The sequence below is a fragment of the Endozoicomonas gorgoniicola genome, assembly GCF_025562715.2.
In the GTDB taxonomy this organism is placed as follows: Bacteria; Pseudomonadota; Gammaproteobacteria; order Pseudomonadales; family Endozoicomonadaceae; genus Endozoicomonas_A; species Endozoicomonas_A gorgoniicola.
On the sequence record NZ_JAPFCC010000001.1, the window covers coordinates 727,245 to 751,312 of the forward strand.

The following is a 24,068-nucleotide window of genomic DNA, read 5'->3' on the forward strand; positions in this document are numbered from 1 at the left end:
GCATGACACCGTCGAGAGATGTTGCCCTACAATGCCTTGCTTGATAGCGCACAAGTCACAACGTCGGAGTATTCCATCATTACCCGATCTTTGAGCACGACTCCGATCTGACCCTCCGTTACGCGATGCCGCCTGTAATACTCAGGAAAAAAAGAGAAAAAGTCCTGTTTACTTTCGAACCAGAACTCTCCGTAATTTGGTTCAAAAAAACAGGCATCTCCCCTGATAGGATCGGAGCCTCCAAGCCAGGCGGCGACAGCATGTTGTTTACACGTCTTCTTGACGTAATCTCTCAGACCAAAAGAAATCAGGGCGTAGCAGTTATATTCATTTGTAAGAGTGGTGATAATACGGTATTCACTATCCGGCCTGTCAGTAGCACCGTAACCCATGTTCAGAAGTACCATGCCATGCATTTGTAACCATATCATTGAGCTATTAATGGGTCCCTTTTTTTGTAAAGTGTCCTGCAAAAAAATTGCATGCTGTATTACAAGATAATCCTGATTATTAATATCCAGATGATTGGCCAGACTGTCGTTATGGGCATGATAGTTTATCCAGCTGAGACTCAGGCTATTGCATAGACCGCCAACCCCTTGTCTGCGGTAGTGTTCTCGTAAACTACTTTGACTGAATTCCCAAACAGGAATGCCCTTAAACTCTCTGACCAGGTCCTGAATGTTCATTTGAAACTACCTGCGGAAATCGGTTTAGCCTATTCCAGACTAGTACTGGCAAGCGTTAATATCCATACTGCAGTCATTTCCCGCACAGACGGCACGTCTGGAACACCGGTTAGAGTCTGCTATGTACCTGGCAATTCGAATCATAAAGCGGTTTGGTACTTATCAGTAAGAGCAAGTCAGGGAAGCAGAAGGCAAGAATATCCCTGTTTCCACTTCTTGCCTGCAAAAAAGGACTATTTTGAACGGCTGCCGTTGAGAGACTCAGGAGATGTCGCAGACAACGCTCTCCGAAGCCATTTGCTATACAGCATTCAAGAAAAATGAACCTGTTATTCCTGTGCTACCTTTTATCACTCCTTTGAAAATCAGGACAGAAGAATGTTAAGAGCTATCAAGTACACCCTGGTGAGTGTTATTTTTTTAGGAACATCTGTTTGCTATTCAGTAATCAATAAAATTGAGCCTTATAAATTTGAAGTTTCAAACGAAGATAGTAAAAAAACCTTAAACATTAAAGGTATTTCCGGGACAGTTGAGTATTTGGCAGAAGTTAAGAATACTGACAGTGGTCTTATCATGTATCTGGTAAAAAATAATAATGGGGTTTGGTATTTATGCCACCAAAGAGATTTTCATGTTGAAGAAATACATACTGAAGAATTCCATATTCAAAACCTTAATGCAGACTTAAATGTACTGGGAGCTTCAGAAGAATCCGGCCTGACATATTCATATTCAGGTATGATTTATTTCAACCCAAACCATATAAGTCACAATGAATTGATAGCTCATTCAATTGATAGCTTAATAATACTTCCAAATGGTATTTATCATATCCCAAAGGTAGTAACTACTCATGTCAATCAGGTTGAACTTTCAGGTAATTATGAAGTAATTCAGGAGCAATCATTTGATTAATCAGGTTCTCTCATATCGAACGCGGGTCGTCATATCATTATGAATCTGCTTCACCTCTTTTCATCTTTGCGTAGCCGTTTCACCAAAAACTAGTAGGGGCAAGCCACATAGCAAATACTTCCATTTCAAAGGAATTCAAGCCTCCTCGGTCAATGCAGTGATAAAGGTGCGTTTTCAATTGGGTCAAGGTTTATTTATCTAGCGGGATTCATTCACTGACCAACATTTCCAGGGAACTGTCCTTTTGTGAATGAGCGTTCAGCCTGCTTCTTATGCTCCAGCGACAGTTGGCAGAGAACTGGCTGCTCAGGTATTCCGCCTGTTCAGGCAGAATTCTGCGACTGTTCACCATGGCAAGGTATTCAGCAGCATTGGGACGATAGGGCAAGGCCAGCAGCGACATGTCCAGTTCTTCAAGCAGGTAGTTACTTTTGTACTGGTTGCAGCGTTTACAGGCAGCGACGACATTCATCCAGTCGTCTTTTCCACCTCGCGAGGTAGGAACAATATGGTCCCGGGTCAGCAGGGTTCGGCGGAAATATTTACCGCAATAAAGGCATTGGTAATTATCGCGTTCAAACAGGGAAACATTGGTCAATGCAGGGTTGTTACGGAAAGGAAATAAACGACGACCGCCGCAGGCCACAATACTGGGAACCTCAATCACTGTCGGGTTATCGTGCCATCGGTTGCGTCCACCCCTGATTCGATAAATGATGTCGCCCAGGCTCCAGACGACCAGTTCCCTTGAATACAGACAAACTGTCTGTTGCCAGGTCAGCCACTGAACTGGCTGGCCTGCAGTGTTCAGGCGCAGAATATACAAAACAGGACCTCCGCTTATCAGTCCCTGATAAAGGTCAACCTCTTTATGTTCACCGAATAAGCGGGCTGTCGGCAAGTGTTTATTTAAATGCAGCGTTTTTTGGCAGGTGCTGACACTGTTTTGCCATTTGCAGTTGTGCCTGAATATATAGCTGATTGGGCGACAGCGTCCTGTTATCACTGAAGGTCTGCAACTGCTGGATGCCATTGGCGGAACACTCGTTTAACAGGTTGCTGATCAGTTGGTTCAGCATCGTTGACGACCGTTCAGGCTGGTTGTTCAGCAGGGCAGTAAAGATACTCTGTCGAAGTGCAGGCACCAGGGAGTATTGCGAGGCAGGAAACAGAACACGGCTGATGGCGTCAGCGTCCAGCCAGGGCAGGCTTTCGAGCCGGTTGAGCCACTGGCTTTTTACCAGTGTATCGGGCCGGCTGGCATCAGCCATCTGATACAGTCTGGTCGTCGTGGGAGAACGATGTTTCTGGTACTCACGGTGTGCCAGATCCCAGCTGTTTTTGGCGGCTTTTCCGGTGAAAGTGTTCAAGCGAATAATAATCTGCCAACGTCTGGCCGGAGTCAGTTGCAAATCGCTGATCTCCCAGCGCCCTTCGAGCAGGCGCTTCAACTGCATGGCACTGTCGTCGGTATGGGCAATATGCAGGAAAAAATCAAACCAGAGATTCTGAATTGGACTGCCCGGTTCTGCGATATTCAGCTGTTGCCATGCCAGTTCTTCCAGAGTTAGCAGCCAGTGGCTGTTGACGGTTTGTACTGCCGGATTGGCAGACTTCAGTCGGAACAGCTGGTCACTCAGCTGTTTCAGTCCGGACAGCTGGCTTTTCAGTCGCCAGACATTTGTTTCATCCGGTAGTCTGGCAGTCGCGAATGTCATAGCAGACTGGACACTGACCGGTGGTTGATAGAGATGGCTGTCGATTAAGGTCTGCGTTAAAGGCTCACTGAATGCCTCTTTAAGAATCGTTTTCAGAGACTTCTCATCAAGCTGTACCCGAACATAACCTTTATCATCAACATTGGGGTAAACAAAGTCCGGGCAGGGCTGTTGCCCGGGAATGTCAACCTTTGTGGATTTGCCATCAAGAGTAACAGGCAGTGTCCGGTAGCGCTGAAGTGAGGAGTGACTGTTTTTAAACAATCCTACATGAACGATCTGGGAGCGTTTTCCGGGGTCAGGCTGGTCAACCTGAAGGCTGCTCAGGCTGCCTTTTTTGCATTGGTATGAGGCGGAAACCGTCTGCACACCCGTGGTATCAAGCCACTGCTTTTCCCAGTTTTTTAATGGCTGACCCGAGGTGTTGTGAATCAGCTCAAAGAACGTCTGAGCCCTGGTGCTACTGTCTGTGTATTGTTGTAGCAGTCGTTGTAAAGCCTGGCGAAACGCGTCGTCGCCAAGGTTGTGGTGAAGCAGCTGAAGAACGGCAGCGGCTTTGTTGGCTTTGATATCGCTGTTTTGGGCAGCCGCACTATTGATATCAACAGTGTGGCGCAAGGGTTCTGCCGCTGGCAGCTGATCATAAAAATACGCAGGCTGCTTCACCTGGTTGTGGAATAAAGACCAGCTTTCGCCACTGCTTTCAGTTTCAGAACGAGCCAGGGCCATGTAGGAAAGGTACCTGGACAGGCCATTCATCAGCCACTGGTCACTCCACCAGTCCATACTGACGCTGCCACCAAACCAGCTGAAAGCCAGATGTTCGAGCAGTTGCTGACGGGTTTCCGGCTGATCGGCAGAGTGTTGCGGTAACAGGTATTTTTCATTCAGTACAATACTGGCTGAAGTCATTTCAGCGTTCAGGACATCGACGGGCAGTGCAACAATATCGTATTTAAAGAATGGATAAGGCTGCTGCAGGTACTGTTGATAGAAGAATCTGGCATTATCGACCGTTGCAAACAGCTTCAGGGGATTCGATTCATCATGAAATGACTGACGTAACAGCAGGCGTGTGGGCAGTTTGCCTTGTTCATAGCGGCTGATTTTGTAAGGTCCGGCCTGCAGTGAGAATGAATGAGGGCTGACAGGCCGGGTTTCCGGGAAATACCACCAGCGTTCAGGTCCGCCGCTAACCGCCTGCTGTTCAAGAGTCTGGGTGATAACCTGCCATTGTGGGGGCGCTTTAACCGTCAGCCTGTAGCTGGCTTTGATATCAGGCTGGTCAAACAGTGGCAGTATCTGGCTGGTGGCGTACACGCCGGGTTGGCTGTAGAGATAGTGGTTATTGTCTTCCGGGTCGGTGAACTTTGTCAGCCCGGTATCGCTGTTGCTGCTGTTGCTGTAAGCGTGGGTGAATTCGATTTCAATAGTGTTTTCACCGGTTCTCAGACTCTTGCGCGGCAAGGTCAGAAACTGACCATTATAATCCGGTGTCAGGCGGTTACTATTGACCAGCAGCCGGTGAATCTGCCCTTGCTGGAAATCCACGGTCAGAGGCTTGTCTGCTTTATGCAGATCCAGGTGAATGGTTATTCGGCCGGTGTATTCTGAAGCTTCTTCGTCAGTAATATCCAGATAGACATCATAATTTGCCTGTCTGATCATGGCTTTGCGCTGCTGAGCCTGTGTCCGGGTCAGTGAAGGCTCTGAGACAGTCACCGGAACCTTATGGGCGTGTTGCTCGGGGCGGTCGGAAGACTGGCAGCCTGTCAGACTGGTCAGCAGTGCAATACTGATGACAACTCTGATAAACACAGGGCTGAAAAGGGTTAAACAGTACCTGAGCATTCATTCCACCTGTAACATCACGACCCGGAAGCCTTTTAAGGCACAGAATAAAAGAAATAAAGATAGACCAGCTTATACGTAGTTCAACTGTTATTTCCTTTTAAGCTCCCTGGCAGCCATTTGAAATGGGTGGCAAGTGCGTGGTTGTTTCTTGTCCAATTAACGGCTCGTTATTGGCTGATCGCGTCTATGCTAAAACGCTTTCCAAAGCTGGAAGTAGTAAAAGAAAGCCACGCTTTGGGTATACATAATCTTCAAACGACAGGAAGACCATTTAATGACGCGTTGTGTTTTATTTAGTTATGACATTAAGCGCTTGCTGTTTAACACTCTATTTGGTTTTTTTTTGATGATGGCTATGTTGGGCAACGGTTATGCTGCACCGACAATCCTATCAACAACAGCTGAACTGGAACGATATGGACTTGTTGTAAATGAGGATTCAGGGTGGAGGTTAACCATGGAAGGCACAAATATGGTTCAAATTCATCTATACCAGACGTATTTACCCAATCCCATTGATAGGCCTTATCAGGTAACAACAGATAACGGAGTTGTCTCTATAGAGATAGAGTCAGGTAGTGAAGCGCACGTAGCTCTGGAATCGATGGAAAGTCAATTAAACAATCAATTTTTAGAAGCCTATAACGAGATTATTTCCGAACTAGAAAATTTTTATCCCCCTGCACCAGGACAATTTTATCCCCTTACCCAAGAACAAATTTATCCCCCTGCGCCAGAACAATTTTATCCCCTTACCCAAGAACAAATTTATCCCCCTGCGCCAGGACAATTTTATCCCCTTACCCAAGAACAAATTTATCCCCCTACCTCAGAACAAATTAATGATATACTGAGTAGACTTCTGAGTAGCTATACGCGAATAGTGGTTCCAAGATTTGCTACACACAGTACGCTACATGCCCCAATAGAAACCGCCGACGCAGCAATACAAACTGGCTCCTCACAAATCGCCGAAGCAGCAACACAAACTGACCCCCCACAAACCGCCAACGCAGAAATACAGACTGGCTCCTCACAAACCGCCGAAGCAGCAACACAAACTGACACCCCACAAACCGTCAACGCAGAAATACAGATTGGCTCCTCACAAACCACTGACGCAGAAATACAGACTGGCTCCACACAAATCGCCGACGCAGCAATACAAACTGGCTCCACACAAACCGCCGAGGCAGGAATACAAATTGGCTCCTCACAAATCGCCGAGGCAGAAACACAAATTGACACCCTACAAACTGCCGGGGCAGAAACAACAATAGACAGCACACCAGCTGTTGAGGATGGAATACAAACGGGTGCTTCACAAACTGCCGGGGCAGAAACACCAACAGACAGTACATCAACTGCTGAGGAGGAAATACCAACTGGCACTTCGCAAACCGCCGGGGCGGAAACATATAACGATGAATCAGCAATACAAGCCGATGCAGAGACACCGACATCAGTGCAAACTGCCACGGAAGAGGCACAAACTGTCACTGAAATAGAAACCACAGCCGAAGAACAAATTGTTAATGCTGCAAGTCCAATAGTAACGCCACTTTTGGCAGTTGCCCCACAATGCGGCGGTGAAGACCATGAAAATGGCGGGGGGAACAATGAAAATAATGTACCCGGTATTTTCACACAATCCTGGCAACAGATAGTTTTTGCTTCAAGGGCTATTGCCAACGGTGTGACCAATATATCCAAACGTCTGGCCAGTGGCGCAATCAGCAAGACCAGGTCTCTGGGTAATGGTGTGGTTGGTGTCACAAAATACTTAGGACGCGAAGCATCTAAGACTGTAAGCTATTTATACAATCTGGCCAGTGGCATAGTGAAGCCTGTTTTATCAGCGCATAACAAAAGCAAAAAACAAACCAGCCGTCGTTTAGGCAGAGCCCGCAGGGCAAAAGCTGCCCCCCTTCTTACAACTTTCCACTATGCCGTTTTCTCAGCTATAGCCGGTATTACCAGTGTGGCTGGTTATTATTATTGGGACTCCGTTAATAATAACCAGCGATCAACAGTTACCAGTCTACACCTTCTGGGAAAAGCAAAATATTTTAAAGATGCTTTGGAAGAACAATCTGCAAAAAAGCAAAAAGAAATAGCTCTGTTAATTGAAAGGTTTTCCCAAAGTCGCTGGGAAAAACACCATTTTCCCATCACAGCCATTTATGAAAAAGATTCCCATAAAAGCTATATTGATGATTACCTTCATGGCTGGCAAAACTGTCAGTCCCTGAGATTTGGCATGATCGGCTATAATCCGGCAACGGAAGAGGTCATTGAGCCTTCAGATCATTCAGGTCCTAATTTTCCGGTCAGTCACAAACAATTTTCCAGATGGGTGACAAAAACCGTCAGCCAGCTTTTTGATAAAATTTCCGAATTACTGAATCCTGAAGATCCTGCAGTCATCGATACAATTGCTCAAACGCTGATGTTGTGCGGTATTCCCATAGGCAAGCCCGGGCAGGCAATGCACAAAGAGTGCGTGGCAACTGTTGCAGATATAATTGGCAAGAATGGCATTGACTGGTACCAAAAAGGCATGCACATACATTCCATGCATAATACTCAACGTCATGAATTAACGGGACATCAGGCCAGTCTGACTTTTGTGCCTAACTTTACCCTGAACCAACATTGCACACACCTTGATAAACTCTCTTATGCTCCAAGAATCAGACAAAGCGCTGACGCGCCATTTCCATCCTTGAACAAACCATTTTTTGCAGACTCTGGCCAAACCTTCGAGTGGTCACCCGATGATCTGCCAGAACAATTCAACCTTCTGTATTATCATCTTGAAGAAGGCTGGACGCTGGATAAGGCGTACAACAACACATCATCCACGATGGAACTCAACATGGGTTCGATCTACGGAATACAAGCAGAAGGAGAGGACACACCGAGCCGGATTCTGGCATTCACTAACCGGCAAATGATTGAGTCACACCCGGCAGGCACCAAGACAGAAACACAGGATGGTTCCGTAATCCATTGGTTCTCCTCAGCCCCCGGCACTGATCGTTACTGGCTCTATCAACAAAATGATATGGAAGAAATCAGGTCACAGCGAGTAAGGCAGGATACAATGTCTTATTTAAACAGCGTCAAACAAACTCAATTGGCGAATGTTGTGAAGGCTTTTTCTGTATTTTCTCAAATTCTCCTTTTTGATATAACAGTTCGCCGTTATCGCATTGTTCCTAAAGGCTCAGGACTATCACCTTTATTAGATGTGTTCATGGGTTTTTCGGTGTTCGGCTATCATGAATTACTCGTTATTCCTCTTCGTAACTTTATGCACAGGCCACCTTATGCCGACCCGGAACAAGAAGCTGCCGGGCGGTACCACGGACTAAAGCAGTTACACGGTTATTATCTGAATGATCAACAAAACTACCCGCATCACAATCTTTTAACCTCTTTGCTCTCTGATACGGAAGCTCCTTTGGGTGTTATTCGTTACTGGACTGAAAATGTGGATAACTCAAACAAAAGGCTGACTGCTGACTATTATGAACCTTTGTCCTATATGAGCTTTAAACAACAGAGAACGTTTTTTGATAAGGCTGTAGAACGCTGCGCCAGATATTTTGGCAGGAACTCATGTGACCCACAAAACCGTGAGCATCTTGATTTTATACAGTTTTACCTGACTATTTGTTCAACCACACAATTTGAATCATGCGAAGCTATGTGGAAGCAAAGCCAGTCAAAAGAAATATGGAAAATCATTGTAAACCAATATGACTGGGCTGAAATCCGTTATCCGCTGGGTATTCTTAATTCTCAATTTGATACACATGGTATTGTCCCGGTTATCAGAGCCTATAAAAGACGACCTGAACTAGACCTTATAATCAGCAAACCATCGCAGGGGCTTGTCCAGCGCAAATTAGACCAGTACCAGCCTAAACCGCCCGCTCCGGTTTTGTCTGTAACAGGTGAAAAACACACGGCTTTTCCAGAACTAAACAGCATATCCGCCTTTGATAACGAGACTCAATCGCTCTGGGTACTCCCATGGAAGGAAACGGCATTAATTAAAATGACAAATATTGATGACTCTTATTCAATACATCCGGTCATCATTAATAATAATCAATTGTTGCCTCAAACATCTAACCGCATGATTAAATGGTATGAAGACAACAAGGTTCGGGTCAAGGAGTGTCATGAAGTAGATTTTCCTAATTTATTTCATCTTTGTAAAAAGGTGTCAGGTGACAATCAAAAGCAATTCCTGATTTTCTTACTAAACTCAAGAATCAAGAAATCACCGTGGATAGCGGTTTACAGACCGGAACTGGAGCATGGTGCCAACCCGGAAAAAGACCTGTATTTTCGCTTTAGTGATCGAATTCATTTTAAAGACCTTTCCGTTGACAGGTTAGAAAGGCATATCGATAGAATCAATTCTTTCTATGGTAAAAAACGTTCAGGAATGGTAAAGCTGATCGACTCAGAAATTTTAACCGAATCTCTGGCTGAAGTAGGCTTATTAATCTTACCTAGTATTAATGAAGCAGCACAAAACCACTTCTATGAAGAAAGTTATAAACTGGCCTTCGGAAAAAAAGAAAAGCCAAACAATCTGTTTTCAGACTGCATCATGGACAAATTACAAAAAGATCAATTATGTGCAGAGTCTTCGACCTGTGTATTAATGATGCAGGGCTGGAAACTTGAAAGCAGTAAGAATTCTTACAGTCACCACCCCCTGCCAGTATGGGTACAAAATGGGAAAGTCTATAATTTCATGCCTGTTGATAATGCTAACAGCATGGCAGTAACTTCCGACACCACGGCGTATGACCAGACAATGAATACTTATGTATACGATGATGGATGGCAAGGGATAACAAAGGCCCCTTTAACGTCACCCAACGACTCATTGATCGATTACAATCAAAGCCGTCTTTACATAAGTAGCCCTGAGCCAGTTAAAAAGGTTTTTCGCCGCTTTGATCTGACCATCTACAGAAATGGGCAGAAATATATGGACTCTTGTCCGGGGGCAGAGAAGCCTTAAGTTATGGCGGATGGTCGGTAAAAGGATTATATCGTTCCATCCGTTACTGAATCCCTGACAGAGAGTCAGGGTTTTTCTGGTATTATTGGCTAAATGCCTGCAAATCAAGTAAATTAGGTCGGTTAAGATCAACGAAAACATGTGGGCTTGGCTGTTGCAGCGCCTGGTGTCTCTGTTGGTAACGTTTTTTTCAATTGATGTAGATGGTGGTTATTCATGCTTTATACCGATGGCAATCGACTGATGAACCAGGCTGACAAGTTCAATCGTGGTTTTGAGCGCAAGAAAACCGCCAAACTGGGTACTGAAAAGAATCCGGCCTGTGTAGTGGTTCAGACTGAAGAGCGTTTTAAGGAAATTGAGGCTGTTTTCAGCGAAAATGGCTGGTTCGTGGATCTTGAACTGAACGAAGAGAAGGAAGAGAACATCGCCGATCTGGATGTTTTGATGAACACTCCTAAAACCACCGTTGTTGAAAAAACACCGGGTCGTAATGATCCATGCCTCTGTGGCAGCGGTAAGAAATATAAGAAGTGCTGCGGCTGATTCAGGCTGGATGATTGTCGGGGGGTATCCATTATCCCCCGGTCTGATCAGAGTTACGAAAATCAGAGTTACAAAAATTAGAGTTACGAAAATTAGAGTTACGAAAAATTGACCTTTGTCGCCTTGAGCCATGGATAGCAACTGTCACCAAAATCCACCACGTCTTTTGACACTGCCACAATACTCCTGAGAAGGGTGGCCATGTTGCCTGATACCATGGTTTCAGTCAGTGGGAACTGTATTTGTCCGTCTTTGATGTAGTAGCTGTTTTTGGCGACGCCTGAAAAATCCCCTTTGTCAGCAGGCGTGCCGCCTGACAGACGACCCAGAATGACGCCTTCCCGGGTATTGGCAATGATATCAGCCAATGTCTGCTCGCCGGGCTCCAACACCATACAGCCACCTTCGTTAACGGCTTTTTTCAGGCCGGTTTTTCGGGCGCCGTAATCCGTCAGCAGAAAACTTTCCAGCACACCGTTATTTAACAGGGTCAGGTTTTCGGCTTGAAAGCCGTCGCTGGTGAATGGATAACCATTGGGCATGGTGCTGTCCAGCGGCAGGCTCTTAAGGGTCAGGCAGGGGCTTGTCACCGCTTCGTGCAGTTTGTCTTTATACAACGATATATTGGCAATCAGGGGAGCATCCGTCACAGAACCCACCAGAAAACCAATAAAATCATCCATGGCATCCGGAGTGATAATCAGGTCGCCGGTAAACTTTTTCGGAAGGGGCTGCGCCCGGAACTCTGCCTGTGAACTTCGAAGCAGTTGTTCAATGGAGCCAAACTGGTGAAAGGGTTTGTCGAGGGTGAAGGTTGTGAACCCGGTATAGTTCAGGGAGGTGATGTCATGGTCGTTTTTCGCATTAAACATCAGGGAGCCATTATAGTTGCCCCGGGTTTCGGTAAAGTCGATACCGTTGCTGTTAACCATTCTGGAATGGATACGGGTGTAATCCAGTGAACATTCGGTCATGACGATGCTGGGATGGTTTTGCTTCAGGTGCGCCAGAAATGCTTTAAGACTGTCGTACATTGCCTCAAGGTCAGCCAGTTGCGGACCAGCGGAAAAAACACCTGTGGGTTGTGCTGGTGCAATCGTGTAAGCGTCGTCTGCTTCAGAGCCTTTTGCCATCAGCAGGAGTTCGGCAACGGCTGAATCAATGCTGTCATGGCTCAGGTCATTAATGGACAGTGAGGCTTTTTTCTGGTCAATAATCCCGCTCAGGTACAGTTCCCGGTCGCTACCACTGCGCAGAAGGGTTATGGCTCCGTTTTCAACATTGAGTTCCTGCCTGTAATCGCTGGAGAGGGAACACTGGGTTTTCTCAAAACCAGCCAGACGCAGCTGCTCCATCGCATAGCTCAGGGGGCAGCTCTGGTCATAGCAGCTATGGTTTTGGCAGCCCTGATTGAAGCCCGGGTGATTGGAAGACTGACTCATGGACACCTCAGGTATAAGGTCAACAGATTGTTAACATTCATCCGGATTATTCTCCGCCAATATGGAGTTTGCATTTAATCGCCGGGCCGCCACAGGCGACAGGGATATCCTGTTTTTTGCCACAATAGCCAGAGCATTCCCAGTGCAGGCTATCCGACACCATAGTGACGGTTTTTAAGACATCAAAAGCCATACCGGAAATAGTGGTATCCTGAATGGCGCGGCCCAGTTGACCGTTTTTGATTTCGTACCCAAGGGTGATGCCAAACATAAACTCGGCAGTTGCGTCCGCTTCGCCGTTGTTGCTTTTTATCAGGTAGTAACCGTCGTCAATGGAGGCGATCATTGCTTCCAGCTTGTCGTGGCCGGGTAAAATAGCCGTGTTGCGCATACGAATCAGCGGTTCATCAAAGTACTTGAAGGCCCGGGCGTTGCCCGACGATGGTTGTTTAAGCTGTGCGGCACTGTAGCGATTGTGCATAAAGCTTGTCAGCCTGCCCTGGTCAATCAGTACCGCATCTTCCGGTTTACTGCCTTCATCATCAATAAAGACTGGTACCGGCAGAGTTTTTCCGTCGCAGGAGTGGGCAAAGTCCACCATGCTGACAAGAGGGCTTGCCACCATTTCTCCCTGCAATTCTGCTGCCACCGATCCAGCCAGCACCAGGTCAGCTTCGACTGGATGACCAATCGCCTCGTGAGCCAGCAGTCCGGACAGTTCCGAATCCAGAATGACTTCTTTATATCCGGCGCTGGCGGGAACTGCCTCTTTTTTATCCAGAAGCTGTTGATACAGCTTGTCAATGTCAGCGTACAGGCTGGATGGTTCAGTAAGAACATCCTGATAGTCTCCGCAGTCACTGACAATATGCAGTAGTTCTACCGGCTCCTGCTGGTCGTTACTGGTCACCAGACAGACCGTCAGGATGGTTCTGGGAATACGGGTAAAGCCCTGAGAACCGGTACTGGTGTGAACCCGTTTGCTGATGGTTTCCAGATGCAGGCGGATAATACGGCTTTCAAGGCCGGGACAGTTTTCCTGAACATAGCGATCAATGGTTTTCAGGAAAGCCAGCTTCTGTTCCAGCGGGGCGGCTGGCTGCTGGCTGGAAAAATCTTTACTTACAGAGAATGATTGGTCTGGAAAGCGGACACTCTGTCCTCCCTGCTGATGAGCCAGAAAGGCGGCATTATTGCCTGCTTCCTGCAACACCTGCGTAATTGAGCGGTCATTGATTTCTGGCAGTGAAGCAAACCCCCACTGTCCCTGGTCACATATTCTGGCTGATACGCCGCTGACTGTTTCGACAGAGTTGCTGGTGACATCGCCGTTCATCAGTTGCAACGTTTGTCGTACATTTTCCTGAAGGCGCAGTTCGGTATACAGCGGACGATTTGTCAGATCTGGAATAGGGTGGTCTTTGACGGTCATTACCTGTAACACCTCAATAATCATCTGTTAATGTCCTTAAAAGCCCTTCCTGAAAAGCATCGAAAGATTCGTTATCAATAAACGTTCCACTGCTTTGCGTTACAATGGTTGTCTCTGTTGACCCGACTGATTGAGTAACCACCTGAACCGGAGCCATTTTTTCAGTGTTTGGCGACTGAATATAGCTGACGCTGGTTGTACCGGAGCTTGTACTGGTCGTATGTGTTGTTGTTGTGACTGTTCCGACAGGTTCTTTATGGGATTCTGTCGTGACATCTGTCGTCGGGTTTGAGTGAGCGTTTTTCATGTGCAGTTGGAGTGAACTGTTTCGTGTAAAAGTACGTTTACAGGTTGGACAAACATGTGAATGTTCACTTTTATGGCTTAGCATGTGATTGCTGAGGGTGGCGCTCTGCGCAAAGGCTTTTTCACAAACCGGGCACTTGTGTGGCCTTTCACCTGTATGGGTTCGCATGTGATCTTTGAGGTGGTGATTCTGTGAAAATTTTTGTCCACAGGTTTTGCAACTGTAAGGCTTTGTACCTTCATGGCTCCGCACGTGTCTGGCGAGTTCGTTCCTGAACGGAAAAACCCTCTTACACACGTCGCATATATGTAACTTTGGCATGGCAAAACCTCTTTTTGTGTCACACCTACATTCAGAACGGCTTCAAATCATACGCCTGTATCTGTAAATTACTGAATAAACTCTAAACGACTTCTGTCTGCTTATGTTGTCTCCTGAAGTCAAGTAATAATTGCATAAATTCTTCAACTATCCTTACCATGGCTTGCCACCCTTTTATACCTCTGTCGTCTGCTATTATCGGGAATGTCTCATGTGCAAGAAGTGGAAATAGTTATCACTAACCACCAAGGTGATGGTGGGGATGATCTCTGGACGTACCACTGGGCAGCACCATAAACATGGATGGCACTGCCATTATGCAGGGTGTGGCTACCGTGTTTATTGCCCGGGCATTCAGCATTGACCTCGGGTTATCCGATTATGTGACTGTTATCATGACCGCAACCCTGGCATCCATTGGTACCGCCGGAGTACCGGGAGTGGGACTGATCATGCTGGCCATGGTGTTGCAGCAGGTGGGGCTGCCGGTAGAAGGGATTGCCCTGATAATGGGCGTTGATCGTCTACTGGATATGATTCGCACTGCTGTTAACGTGACCGGCGACAGTGTCGTTACCTGTATTGTGGCAAAGAGTGAAGGTGCGCTGGACACTGCTATATTTAATAGTCCTGAAGCTGGCCTCAAAGAAGAGGAAATTGATTTTCATCATATCCGATGAATCATTAATTTTTGAGGCCGCCATACAAGTCTGTGTATGTGTAATTGCTACCGGAGGCAATCAATGCAGTGGCTCCTTAAGAGTGGTTTGGTCGTGCTATTAGTTCAGGCTGTCAGTGCCTTTTCAGATCCGCCTCCCTGCTGGCAGTCTTCAGCGGTTAAGGCACCACCAGATGGACGACTTTGTATTGCATTAAAGTTTAATTTGCCAGACAGTGTTTTTTATGGTCGTTCGGCGCTTAACCTGGCTTATCTTGATGGTGAAGAGAGTAAAATGCACTTCTGTGCTTATGAATCAGACAGTGGCGTTAAACGAGAGGATACCTATTTCTGGTTGGAGGGTACAGAAAATCAAGTGAGGGAGGTTTTAAATAAAAAACCACTATATATAAATGATCCCGAGAGTCCTGATAAATCTAAAAAGTGGAAGTTTGAGCTGGGTGACTTTATCAGCCTGTTTCAAAGTTGCAACGCTGGTAACCAGCTAACTAGCCAACAGCATAAAGGAGCTACTGGTCAGCAGCAGGAAGGAATTAATTCTGCTAAGACAGAAATCTGCATCAAGTCGACAGACGACAACACTCTGGACTTCGGTAAAATCAGCCGCACTGGGAAGTGTAAGATATTTGATGCCACATTGTCTGATAAAAAGCGACCGTTCACACTGGATGAGCTGAATGAAAAAGCTAAACGTTTGAAAAATTTGTCACATCCCTGGGTTTATTCAGGCTGGGCTGTACGAGAGGGTGAACCCTTTGCTTCACATTCTCCTTATGGGTTCGCCCACGTTAATGATTACTGTATTCTTCAGGCTTTTATTCGTGGTCATAGATATTGCTCAACTGATGATCAAGGACGCTATCAGACAGGTGACAGTATAAATTATGAAGATCGGGATAAAGGCAATAACAATGCCTTCAAGGTGTTATATGCAGATCTACCACCTGAAAACAATGTTGAACCCCCCTCCCTGAGTGCTGACGCTGATGATGATCTCCAGAGTGCTGACGAAGACGCTGTTGTTGAGGATCTCCTGAGTGCTGACGAAGACGCTGTTGAAGAGAACCTCCGGGAGCATCACGACTTATAATCTCTTATAACCCCATCCCTTTGAAGATTAGCCATCCCACTGACTGCTGTAGATGTCAGGAGTGGGGTGGCTCATTCTCTGCAATATTTGCTATGATCCGTTGAGCATCCGAAGCCTTTAGCTGGCTTCCTGAGGGTACAATAATAAATCGATTTATGGACAATCATCATGGCAAGCAGCAATGCACGTCGCCAACTGTTTATCTCTCTGGCTGTTCTGGCACTATGCAGTGGCATAGGTTTTGGCCTGACCAGGCTGGTTAACCCGCCTGAAGAAGAGAAAAAAACAGCCACCATTCCTCTGGTTGAATCTCGTTTACTCACCACTGAATCTGTCCGGTTTTCAATTAACAGCCAGGGCGTTGTTCACCCATCTGTTGAAACAACATTAGTGGCCCAGGTATCCGGACTGATTACTGAAGTTGCCCCGGTGTTTGTCAGTGGTGGTGTTTTTCAGAAAGGTGATCTGCTTGTCAGAATTGACGACAGTGATTATCGGGTAGCGGTTCGTCAGGCTGAAGCCACTCTGGCTGCCAGTGAAGCCCGTCTGGCTGAAGAAGTAGCCCGGTCAAAGGCTGAAAAGCAGAGCTGGTTACGCAGTGGTCGTAAGCTGGATGATGCGCCTGAGTTGTTATTGAGGGAACCTTATGTGGCCGAAGTTCGGGCGCAGGTCAAGGCGGCAGGGGCGCAACTGGACAAAGCCAGAAGGGATCTGGAACGAACGGTTATTCGTGCGCCTTATGACGGCATGGTTCGGGAGCGTACTGTTAATATTGGTCAGTTTCTTAGTACCGGCGCACAGCTGGGCATGGTGTTTTCTGTTGAATTCTCTGAGGTGCGGCTGCCATTAAGGCCGGCGGATCTTGCCTTTATCGAACTGCCAGCCGCCGGACGTCAGGTGTCTTCTGATATTCAGGTTATCCTGAGCCAGTCCCTGGGCGGACGATTAGTCAGCTGGGAAGCAGAGCTGGCAAGGGTGGAAGGTATCGTCGATGAGACGAGCCGTATGCACTATGTGGTGGTACGGGTGGCTGATCCTTATGCATTGAATTCTGAGGCAGACGTCAGCTCCGGCAATCAGCTCGCCTCTCAGAATGTTGAACCATTGAAAGCAGGCAGTTTCGTTACTGCCCATTTGCAGGGGGAAGAGGTAGAAGGGCTGTTTCGCATCCCCCGGCGTGCGGTTTATGCCGATGGAAAAATTCTGGTGGTTGATGCGAACAACAGTTTGCGTTACCGGCAGGTGCAGCCGGTTTATGCGGATGAGAACACGATTTATGTGGCTGAAGGGCTGGTTGAAGGTGAACGCTTATGTCTGACTCCACTGACTAACCCTGTTGAGGGTATGAAAGTTCGTCTGGCAGACGGCGACGTTGCTTCCGGATTTAACAGCTAAGGCAGGTGGCAGGATGTCCCAGAACACGCTTCAGAGCACTCCTCAGAACGAAGATAACAGCGCCAACGGGAAAGGTGTGATTGCCTGGTTTGCCAATAACCCTGTGGCGGCTAACCTGCTGATGATCAGTATTATTGCTGCCGGGCTACTGGGCGTATTTACGATCAAGAAAACAATATTTCCGGATTTTGCCGCCGATACCATTCAGGTTTCAATCACCTACCCTGGCGCCGGTGCCGACGACATTGAGCAGAGCGTTCTTCTGAAAGTAGAAGAAGCGGTTCGGAATCTGTCTGGTATCAAAAAAGTGGTCAGTACCACCTGGGAAGGTTTGGGGCGTGTCCGTATAGAGGTGGAAACCGGATTTGATCTCGATACGCTGTATAACGATGTCAAAGTGGCAGTAGAAGGCCTGACCACTTTACCGGTGAAGGCAGAGACCCCGATTGTTACCAAAATCGAACCTGAAAATCGTGTATTGCTGGTGACGGTGTCGGGAGACATAGACCGACTGTCGTTGCAGCGAACAGCGCAGTCTTTACAGGAAGCATTACTGACCCTGCCTACGGTTACCAAAACCCGGCTGTTAGGTGAAGATGATCTGGAGATATCCATCCAGCTGTCGGAGTCTGCATTGCGAAAATACGGTTTAACCTTTGATGAGGTCTCAAGGGCTTTGCAAGGGGCTTCCATTGATGTAGCAGGCGGTTCCATTAAAACCCGTGATGGCGATATTTCCGTAAAAACCCGGGGGCAGGCGTATACCGGATTTGACTTTGCTGACTTTGTCGTACGAACCAATGCAGACGGCAGTCGTCTTTATTTGCGGGATATTGCTGAAATACACGACGGGTTTGTTGAGGATGAGGGTATTGTCCGCTTCAATGGTCGGGGGGCGATTACCATCAGTGTCATCTCTGAAGGGGATATCAGTTCCCTGCAAACCTCCAGAGACGTACGTCAGTTTCTGGCCGGGTATCAGAGTCAGCTACCGGTGGGGGTAGAGGCACAGGCCTGGGGGGACGGTGCCTATTATCTGAAAAGCCGGCTGAGCATGATGATGGAAAATATGCTGAGTGGCGGGATTCTGGTGTTTCTGTTATTAACCCTGTTTCTGCGTATGCGCATTGCCTTCTGGGTCGTGGTAGGAATTCCTGTCTGCTTTCTGGGGGCTATCTGGCTGATGCCCAATCCCATTATGCCAGTTTCCATCAATATGCTGAGCCTGTTTGGGTTTATTCTGGTGCTTGGGGTCGTGGTGGATGATGCCATTATTATGGGCGAGAGCGCCTATACCAGCATTTCACGTTATGGTCATACGACCGACAATGTTGTTGCCGGTGTCCGGCGGGTTGTGGTGCCAGCTACCTTTGGTGTGTTGACGACGATGGCAGCCTTTCTGCCGGTGTTGTTTATCAGTGGGCAGGCATCGCCTTTCTTTCATGCCATCGGGCTGGTAGTGATTCTGTGCCTTTTCTTTTCGCTGGTGGAATCAAAGCTTATATTGCCCGCACACCTTGCCCACATGCGCAAGATGGAGGCAGGGAAGCCACCTGCTAACAAACTGGCGAGGCTTCAGGCCAGGGTTGACCGGGGGCTGCAAGGGTTTGTCAACACGGTTTATCAGCCATTGATGGAAAAGGCACTGCGCAATCGTTATGTCACTCTCAGTGTGTTTGTTGGGATTATGATTATTACCGTTAGTGTATTGGTCAGCCCGATTATTCGTTTTGTTTTCTTCCCGAAAATTCCCAGTGACATGATCGAAGTGACGCTGAATATGCATGCCGGTGTGCCTATTGCGGACAGGAACGACACCCTGATACGTCTGGAGCAGGCGGCGATGCGTGTGGACGAACGCTACCGTCAGGAGAACGGGGGGGAAGCCCTTGTGGAGAGTATTATGCTCTGGTCGAGAGGCGATGATGAAGGCGTCATTCTTGCCGAGCTGAGTAAGGCTGAAAATCGTTCTGTTGAAGTAGAAGATGTGGCTGGCTTATGGCGCAATGAAACAGGTTCAATACCTGGCGTACAGACGCTGGATTTTTCTACAGAGCGTCATGCCGGTGGTTCCAAGCCGGTTTATTTCCGCCTGAGCAGTAATGATAACGTTCAGTTACAGCAGGCAGCGGCTGAACTGGAAGCACAGTTAACATCATACGACGGCGTTTATGATGTTGAAAATACGTCAGAGTCTGCCATTGATGAAGTCATTCTGGATATTCTTCCGGGGGCTCAGGCGTTGGGGCTGGATCTTGCCAGTTTGGGTAATCAGGTGCGGCAGGGCTTTTATGGTGAGGAAGTCCAGAAAATTCAGCGTGGGCGTGAAGAAGTGAAGGTTATTCTGCGCTACCCAAGGGAAGACCGGGATAATTTAACCGACCTGGACCGGGTGCGCATCCGAACGGCAGATGGCAGCGAAATCCCCTTTTACCAGGTAGCGACCATTAAGCCAGGGCAGGGTACCAGTTATATCCGCCGTACCAATGGTAAACGGGCTCTGGCTGTGTCCGCCAATGTTGATGTAAAACGTATTGAGCCTGATGCGGTCATTAAGGATATCAGGGAGAATTTCCTGCCGGAGCTTTATGCCCGTTATCCGGATGTGACCAGTGGGCTGGATGGTGCCAGTCTGGAACAGAAACAGACTGTGGAGCAGCTGACGGTTCTGGGTTCCATGGCATTGCTGATGATCTATGCGCTGATCGCTATTCCCCTGCGCTCTTATATGCAACCGGTCATTATTATGGCCATCATTCCATTTGGGCTGGTGGGTGCGCTGATCGGGCATTTATTGCTGGGTAAATCTTTCAGTCTGATGTCGGTATTTGGCCTCATTGCTTTGGCGGGTGTGCTGGTGAATGACAGTCTGATTCTTGTGGATTTTATCAATAAGGCAAAAGCGGCAGGCAAAGGACTTTATGAAGCAGCGGTTTTTGCGGGGTGTGAACGCTTCAGGGCGATTATCCTGACGTCGCTGACGACCTTTCTTGGGCTGGTGCCGATTACTATGGAAAAGAGCCTTCAGGCTCAGGCTGTGTCTCCTATGGCGATTTCCCTTGGGTTCGGAATACTGTTTGCCACGGCCATTACTTTGATCCTGACTCCAACCCTGTATGTCGTCATTGCTGAGCTGGGACAGGGTTGTCGACGGCTCTGGTATGGGGAAAGGGCATCAAAGCCCCTGGGGGAGCTTTCAGTTAAGCAGGATCAAAAAAGATAAAGGCAGAGCATAAAGATCAGCCCTGGTGCAAAGAAGCCGATCAGGGCTCCGGATTCGCGGTCTCCCCACTTTCTTTCAGAGAATTCTCCGACGAAATAAGTGGCTAACGTCCAGAGGCCAAGGCATAAAAGGACGATTATCCAACCGGTGAGCGTCATGTTTTCCAGCATTTGATGAAGATTAAACATTACAACCTCATATGTTTTATTGTTAGGACGGGTTCCTGAGATCAGGATAGTCGCAGTTCTAAAAATTGCCTGATCATTCTTTAGAGAGTCTGGGGGGAGGTTAGTTCCGGCAAAGGGTTGGATTGATGTCAGGAGTGCTGACTGTATTGTTATGAATCAGAGAAATTTACCTTGCAGGACAATCTTTCATGCATATATTGCAGCCTGCCAGGGTTTCTATTCTCTCCTGAATGCTCTTCACAAGGTCACCCTCGGCTAAGTTCGTGTTAGCAGTTGAATGAGCTATACTTCCCATGCCTTCTAGTTTTCAGGCACAGCGTTATGCAATTCGAGATATTTAAGAATTTTGTTGATGCCATTTCGACATTAACCCTTGAGCAATATGAAACCCTCAGCAGAGCAATGACAGATGCTCAAATAGGTTCTGATGAAGCAGAAGAATCCATTGGTTCTGTCGCTATAGAAAGCGAATACTCCTCCAATACTAAAAACTCTACATCTGAACTTGAAACCTGCATTTTGTCTCACTTTGCAGAACAGCCAGTTTGCCCTAAGTGCCAAGGACATGATATTGGTCGGTGGGGTTTTCAAAACGAGCGTCAGCGCTACCGTTGCAAGACATGTAAAGCTACTTTTAACGCTTTCTCTGGTACGCCTCTAGCAAGACTTAGATACCCCGAAAAATGGAATGACTATCTAACTGGGATGACTTACTCCATGACATTGCGAGCATCGGCCAGTGAATATGGCGTTAGTCTTGAAACAGCGTTCCGCTGGCGTCACCACTTCCTTGAGGTCATAAATAATGATCAGGCAGAAGAGCTCAAAGGCATTACAGAATTAGACGAGACTTTTTTTCGAGAGTCATTCAAAGGTCAGAGAAAAGACCTGCCAAGGCCTACGCGGAAGCGTGGCAATGATCCCAATAAAGCGCGAAAGGTGCCGGTTTTAGTGGCTCGAGATCGTGAGAAGAACACTGTAGATGGCATACTCGAAAACGAAAGTGCTAATGAACTATGCCGTCATTTAAACGGCCGCATATCGATTGAAGGTACGGTCTGTGCCGATGCACACCTTGCCCACGAAAAGCTTGCTGAGAAACTTGGTTTTGAGTTCAAGGAGCTGGTTACTTCTGCTGGCCAGCATGTTATCGAAGGTATTTACCACATTCAGCATGTCAATGCTTACCACAGTAACTTAAAAACATGGATTGGCGGTGTATTTCATGGTGTTGCTACCCGCTATCTCCCGCATTACCTAGCCTGGAGGCGTGATCTGACTGCATCAGTAAAGTTAAATACTGACCAACTCGTCAGAAGAATTGCGGAACATTGGTGCTTCCAACTGCTAACAGGAACTTAGCCGTCACCCTCCCTGTGCCCCGGGCAATATGATGGGACTGCTTAAAGCAGACTCCGACGGGCGCTGCCTGGTAGGTGACGATGCGGTGACAGAAGTAGCCTGATTTTGGCAAAAGCAAAAATAATTCAAAACGGCGAATTGCTAAAAGAGTATTGTGAAGCTCAATACTCTGCAAAGGAAAGAGCTTCACTGGATTTAAGATTTATCTTTTAAGGGCACCCTCATTAGATGGTGGTGCATTCAGGTATGGAATCTATACAGTTTACTCAACCTGGAGGTTGTCCATCTGTCTATTGAGTTCATCATTGTTCAGCTCTGTGAGCGGAGTAACAGTACCTACATGATTACTAAAACGAACTCGCGTCGTTACTCTTTCCCTATTTTTATTTATATAAAAAGGATAGTAAACACCTATGTCCGTACATGAATGTTCATCTGTACTATACCTTACCTGAAAAAAATACCTGAATTTATCTTTGTTTATTTCTTTCAGAAATTGTAATGCTGTTGTACGAGTACTTTCATAACCTTTATTTAGCTGCTCTATGAATTGGGTTATAAATTGTGTCAAAATAACTCTGGTAAGACTAGAGTCTTTTGGTGAGCTTTTATGGTTCTTAACGATGGTTGTTACTGTCTCTTTGATTTTTTCATTTTCTTTTTTTATAGATAAGTTGTCCTCGGTTTCTTCATCATTTTCTATTTCTTTTTCTTTCTTTAGATCCGCTGAGAATCTGGTACCTCCTTCTTGATTTAAGTCATTATAAATACGCATTGCTGCTTCGGTTAGCAATTCAAGTTCATTCTCATCAATTTTTTCATGACCAGTGGTCGCTTTGATTATATTTGTAACATATTCACGGGATTCACCATTAAGTCTTTTCTTGCAGGCTTTACACAACACCTTATTGCTTTTTTGTCTTTTAGAGTTTGATGGCAGTGTATCAGACGATATAGGACGTCGACACTTGAGGCAGCGTATCTGGGAAGTGCCTTCTGTCAAATCATGGGGGGCATCAGAGTCCCTGTGCCTATCATCATCACCGTCATCGTCCCGGCCACTTCCGCCATTGTCACCTCCCTGGGGGGATTGTCCACTGGCCTGTTCCTGGTTGGATGATTCTGAGGGAGTATCACCCTGCTGACTGGCGGAATCCGGGCTACCTGCCTGATTATTGCCTCCCGGGGTTTGTCTTCCGATTCTGCTTCTGGCTGTTTTCAGGTCAGGCTGGACTGGCATTGGCGGGAATAAATCGGAATGGTACTGATGATGTTCATACTGCTGTATTTCTTCAGAATCCCGCTGTAGGGTTTTCAGAATAAGTTCCGCAATGTTGCTATATACTTCTGTCGAGTCACTCGTGAGTTGAGTGGAAAAATATTCTATATCAACTTCAATGAGAGTTATTCTGTTGTTCAGTATTGACTCCAGCTGATTGTTTCCTTGGTCTATAGCAATTTGAGCCCGATTTCTGAGAATGTCCAGTACTCTTAGCCGTTGTTGTAACAGTTTGTTGGATACGGCAGGTTCGGAGAGTTGCTCACCATCCATAACATAAAAAAACGAATAACGAGGGTTATTCATTTGTCTATCACCGTCGTCATCATCACCTGCATTTAAGTTATCTATTTCTTCTGTCGAGACTTCCTCTTCGTTATCACCTGCTTCGTCATCACCTGCGTTTGAGTCAGCTATTTCTTCTGTCGAGACTTGTTCTTCTTCGTCATCAAGCAGCGTGTTATATAAGCTATGGAGTGCTTGAATAATCATCTCATTTAATTAACACTGATAAACCCCCGGCTATGCCGGGGAGACTCTCATAGGTTTAACCGTAGCGACAGTAGCTAACCTTC

The 24,068-nt window shown here is 46.8% G+C and carries 17 protein-coding genes; 8 read left to right on the forward strand and 9 right to left on the reverse strand.

Annotated elements, in window-relative coordinates; translation table 11 throughout:
* Nucleotides 1-26: 26 nt before the first annotated feature.
* Nucleotides 27-689 (reverse strand): YopT-type cysteine protease domain-containing protein, encoded by a 663-nt coding sequence (locus NX722_RS03395; RefSeq protein WP_262566714.1) that lies wholly within the window; start codon nucleotides 687-689, stop codon nucleotides 27-29.
* A gap of 378 nt (nucleotides 690-1,067) precedes the next feature.
* Here NX722_RS03395 and NX722_RS03400 point away from each other — a divergent pair, with 378 nt between their 5' ends.
* Nucleotides 1,068-1,607 carry a hypothetical protein gene (locus NX722_RS03400; protein ID WP_262566715.1) on the forward strand — a complete coding sequence of 180 codons (540 nt, stop codon included), beginning with the start codon at nucleotides 1,068-1,070 and terminating at the stop codon, nucleotides 1,605-1,607.
* 208 nt (nucleotides 1,608-1,815) lie between these two features.
* On the opposite strand, the gene NX722_RS03405 is transcribed toward NX722_RS03400, so the two are convergent.
* The gene (locus NX722_RS03405; RefSeq protein ID WP_265442329.1) at nucleotides 1,816-2,433 is read right to left on the reverse strand and encodes an HNH endonuclease; all 618 of its coding nucleotides are present in this window, start codon (nucleotides 2,431-2,433) and stop codon (nucleotides 1,816-1,818) included.
* A 79-nt stretch (nucleotides 2,434-2,512) separates the two neighbouring features.
* A complete protein-coding gene (locus tag NX722_RS03410) occupies nucleotides 2,513-5,176 on the reverse strand; it encodes a M1 family metallopeptidase (protein ID WP_262566717.1) in 2,664 nt (887 codons plus the stop codon).
* Nucleotides 5,177-5,453: 277 nt separating this feature from the next.
* On the opposite strand from NX722_RS03410, the gene NX722_RS03415 reads away from it, so the two are divergent.
* Nucleotides 5,454-10,229: a hypothetical protein gene (locus NX722_RS03415; RefSeq protein WP_262566718.1), complete on the forward strand. Its 4,776-nt coding sequence runs from the start codon at nucleotides 5,454-5,456 to the stop codon at nucleotides 10,227-10,229.
* Nucleotides 10,230-10,445: 216 nt separating this feature from the next.
* Entirely contained in the window at nucleotides 10,446-10,775 is a 330-nt protein-coding gene (locus tag NX722_RS03420) for a PBPRA1643 family SWIM/SEC-C metal-binding motif protein (RefSeq protein ID WP_262566719.1), read from the forward strand.
* A 31-nt stretch (nucleotides 10,776-10,806) separates the two neighbouring features.
* On the opposite strand, the gene NX722_RS28770 is transcribed toward NX722_RS03420, so the two are convergent.
* The 4 genes from NX722_RS28770 to NX722_RS28675 are packed head-to-tail and all read right to left on the reverse strand — an operon-like array spanning nucleotide 10,807 to nucleotide 14,277.
* On the reverse strand, nucleotides 10,807-10,923 hold the full coding sequence (locus tag NX722_RS28770) for a pentapeptide repeat-containing protein (protein ID WP_407647955.1): 117 nt from the start codon (nucleotides 10,921-10,923) through the stop codon (nucleotides 10,807-10,809).
* Nucleotides 10,874-12,217, reverse strand: coding sequence for a TldD/PmbA family protein (locus NX722_RS03425; protein ID WP_262566720.1), 1,344 nt, complete (start codon nucleotides 12,215-12,217; stop codon nucleotides 10,874-10,876). Before NX722_RS03425 ends, NX722_RS28770 begins: the two co-directional genes overlap by 50 nt.
* Nucleotides 12,218-12,263: 46 nt before the next feature.
* Entirely contained in the window at nucleotides 12,264-13,673 is a 1,410-nt protein-coding gene (locus NX722_RS03430) for a TldD/PmbA family protein (protein ID WP_262566721.1), read from the reverse strand.
* A complete protein-coding gene (locus NX722_RS28675; RefSeq protein WP_322740908.1) occupies nucleotides 13,663-14,277 on the reverse strand; it encodes a C2H2-type zinc finger protein in 615 nt (204 codons plus the stop codon). The genes NX722_RS03430 and NX722_RS28675 overlap by 11 nt, the downstream gene beginning before the upstream one ends.
* 281 nt (nucleotides 14,278-14,558) lie before the next feature.
* On the opposite strand from NX722_RS28675, the gene NX722_RS03440 reads away from it, so the two are divergent.
* From NX722_RS03440 to NX722_RS03455, 4 genes are all read left to right on the forward strand, one after another.
* Nucleotides 14,559-14,957, forward strand: coding sequence for a dicarboxylate/amino acid:cation symporter (locus NX722_RS03440; protein ID WP_322740964.1), 399 nt, complete (start codon nucleotides 14,559-14,561; stop codon nucleotides 14,955-14,957).
* Nucleotides 14,958-15,020: 63 nt separating this feature from the next.
* On the forward strand, nucleotides 15,021-16,046 hold the full coding sequence (locus tag NX722_RS03445) for a hypothetical protein (RefSeq protein WP_262566722.1): 1,026 nt from the start codon (nucleotides 15,021-15,023) through the stop codon (nucleotides 16,044-16,046).
* A 168-nt stretch (nucleotides 16,047-16,214) separates the two neighbouring features.
* Nucleotides 16,215-17,441, forward strand: a complete 1,227-nt coding sequence (locus NX722_RS03450) for an efflux RND transporter periplasmic adaptor subunit (protein ID WP_262566723.1) — start codon at nucleotides 16,215-16,217, stop codon at nucleotides 17,439-17,441.
* Between the two features lie 13 nt (nucleotides 17,442-17,454).
* The gene (locus NX722_RS03455; protein ID WP_262566724.1) at nucleotides 17,455-20,664 is read left to right on the forward strand and encodes an efflux RND transporter permease subunit; all 3,210 of its coding nucleotides are present in this window, start codon (nucleotides 17,455-17,457) and stop codon (nucleotides 20,662-20,664) included.
* Here NX722_RS03455 and NX722_RS03460 read toward each other — a convergent pair.
* Entirely contained in the window at nucleotides 20,652-20,852 is a 201-nt protein-coding gene (locus NX722_RS03460) for a hypothetical protein (protein WP_262566725.1), read from the reverse strand. The two genes, NX722_RS03455 and NX722_RS03460, sit on opposite strands and share 13 nt — an antisense overlap.
* A gap of 321 nt (nucleotides 20,853-21,173) precedes the next feature.
* On the opposite strand from NX722_RS03460, the gene NX722_RS03465 reads away from it, so the two are divergent.
* On the forward strand, nucleotides 21,174-22,214 hold the full coding sequence (locus NX722_RS03465; RefSeq protein WP_322740909.1) for an IS1595 family transposase: 1,041 nt from the start codon (nucleotides 21,174-21,176) through the stop codon (nucleotides 22,212-22,214).
* Between the two features lie 262 nt (nucleotides 22,215-22,476).
* Here NX722_RS03465 and NX722_RS03470 read toward each other — a convergent pair whose 3' ends face one another.
* Nucleotides 22,477-23,985 (reverse strand): hypothetical protein, encoded by a 1,509-nt coding sequence (locus NX722_RS03470; protein WP_262566726.1) that lies wholly within the window; start codon nucleotides 23,983-23,985, stop codon nucleotides 22,477-22,479.
* Nucleotides 23,986-24,068 lie beyond the last annotated feature (83 nt).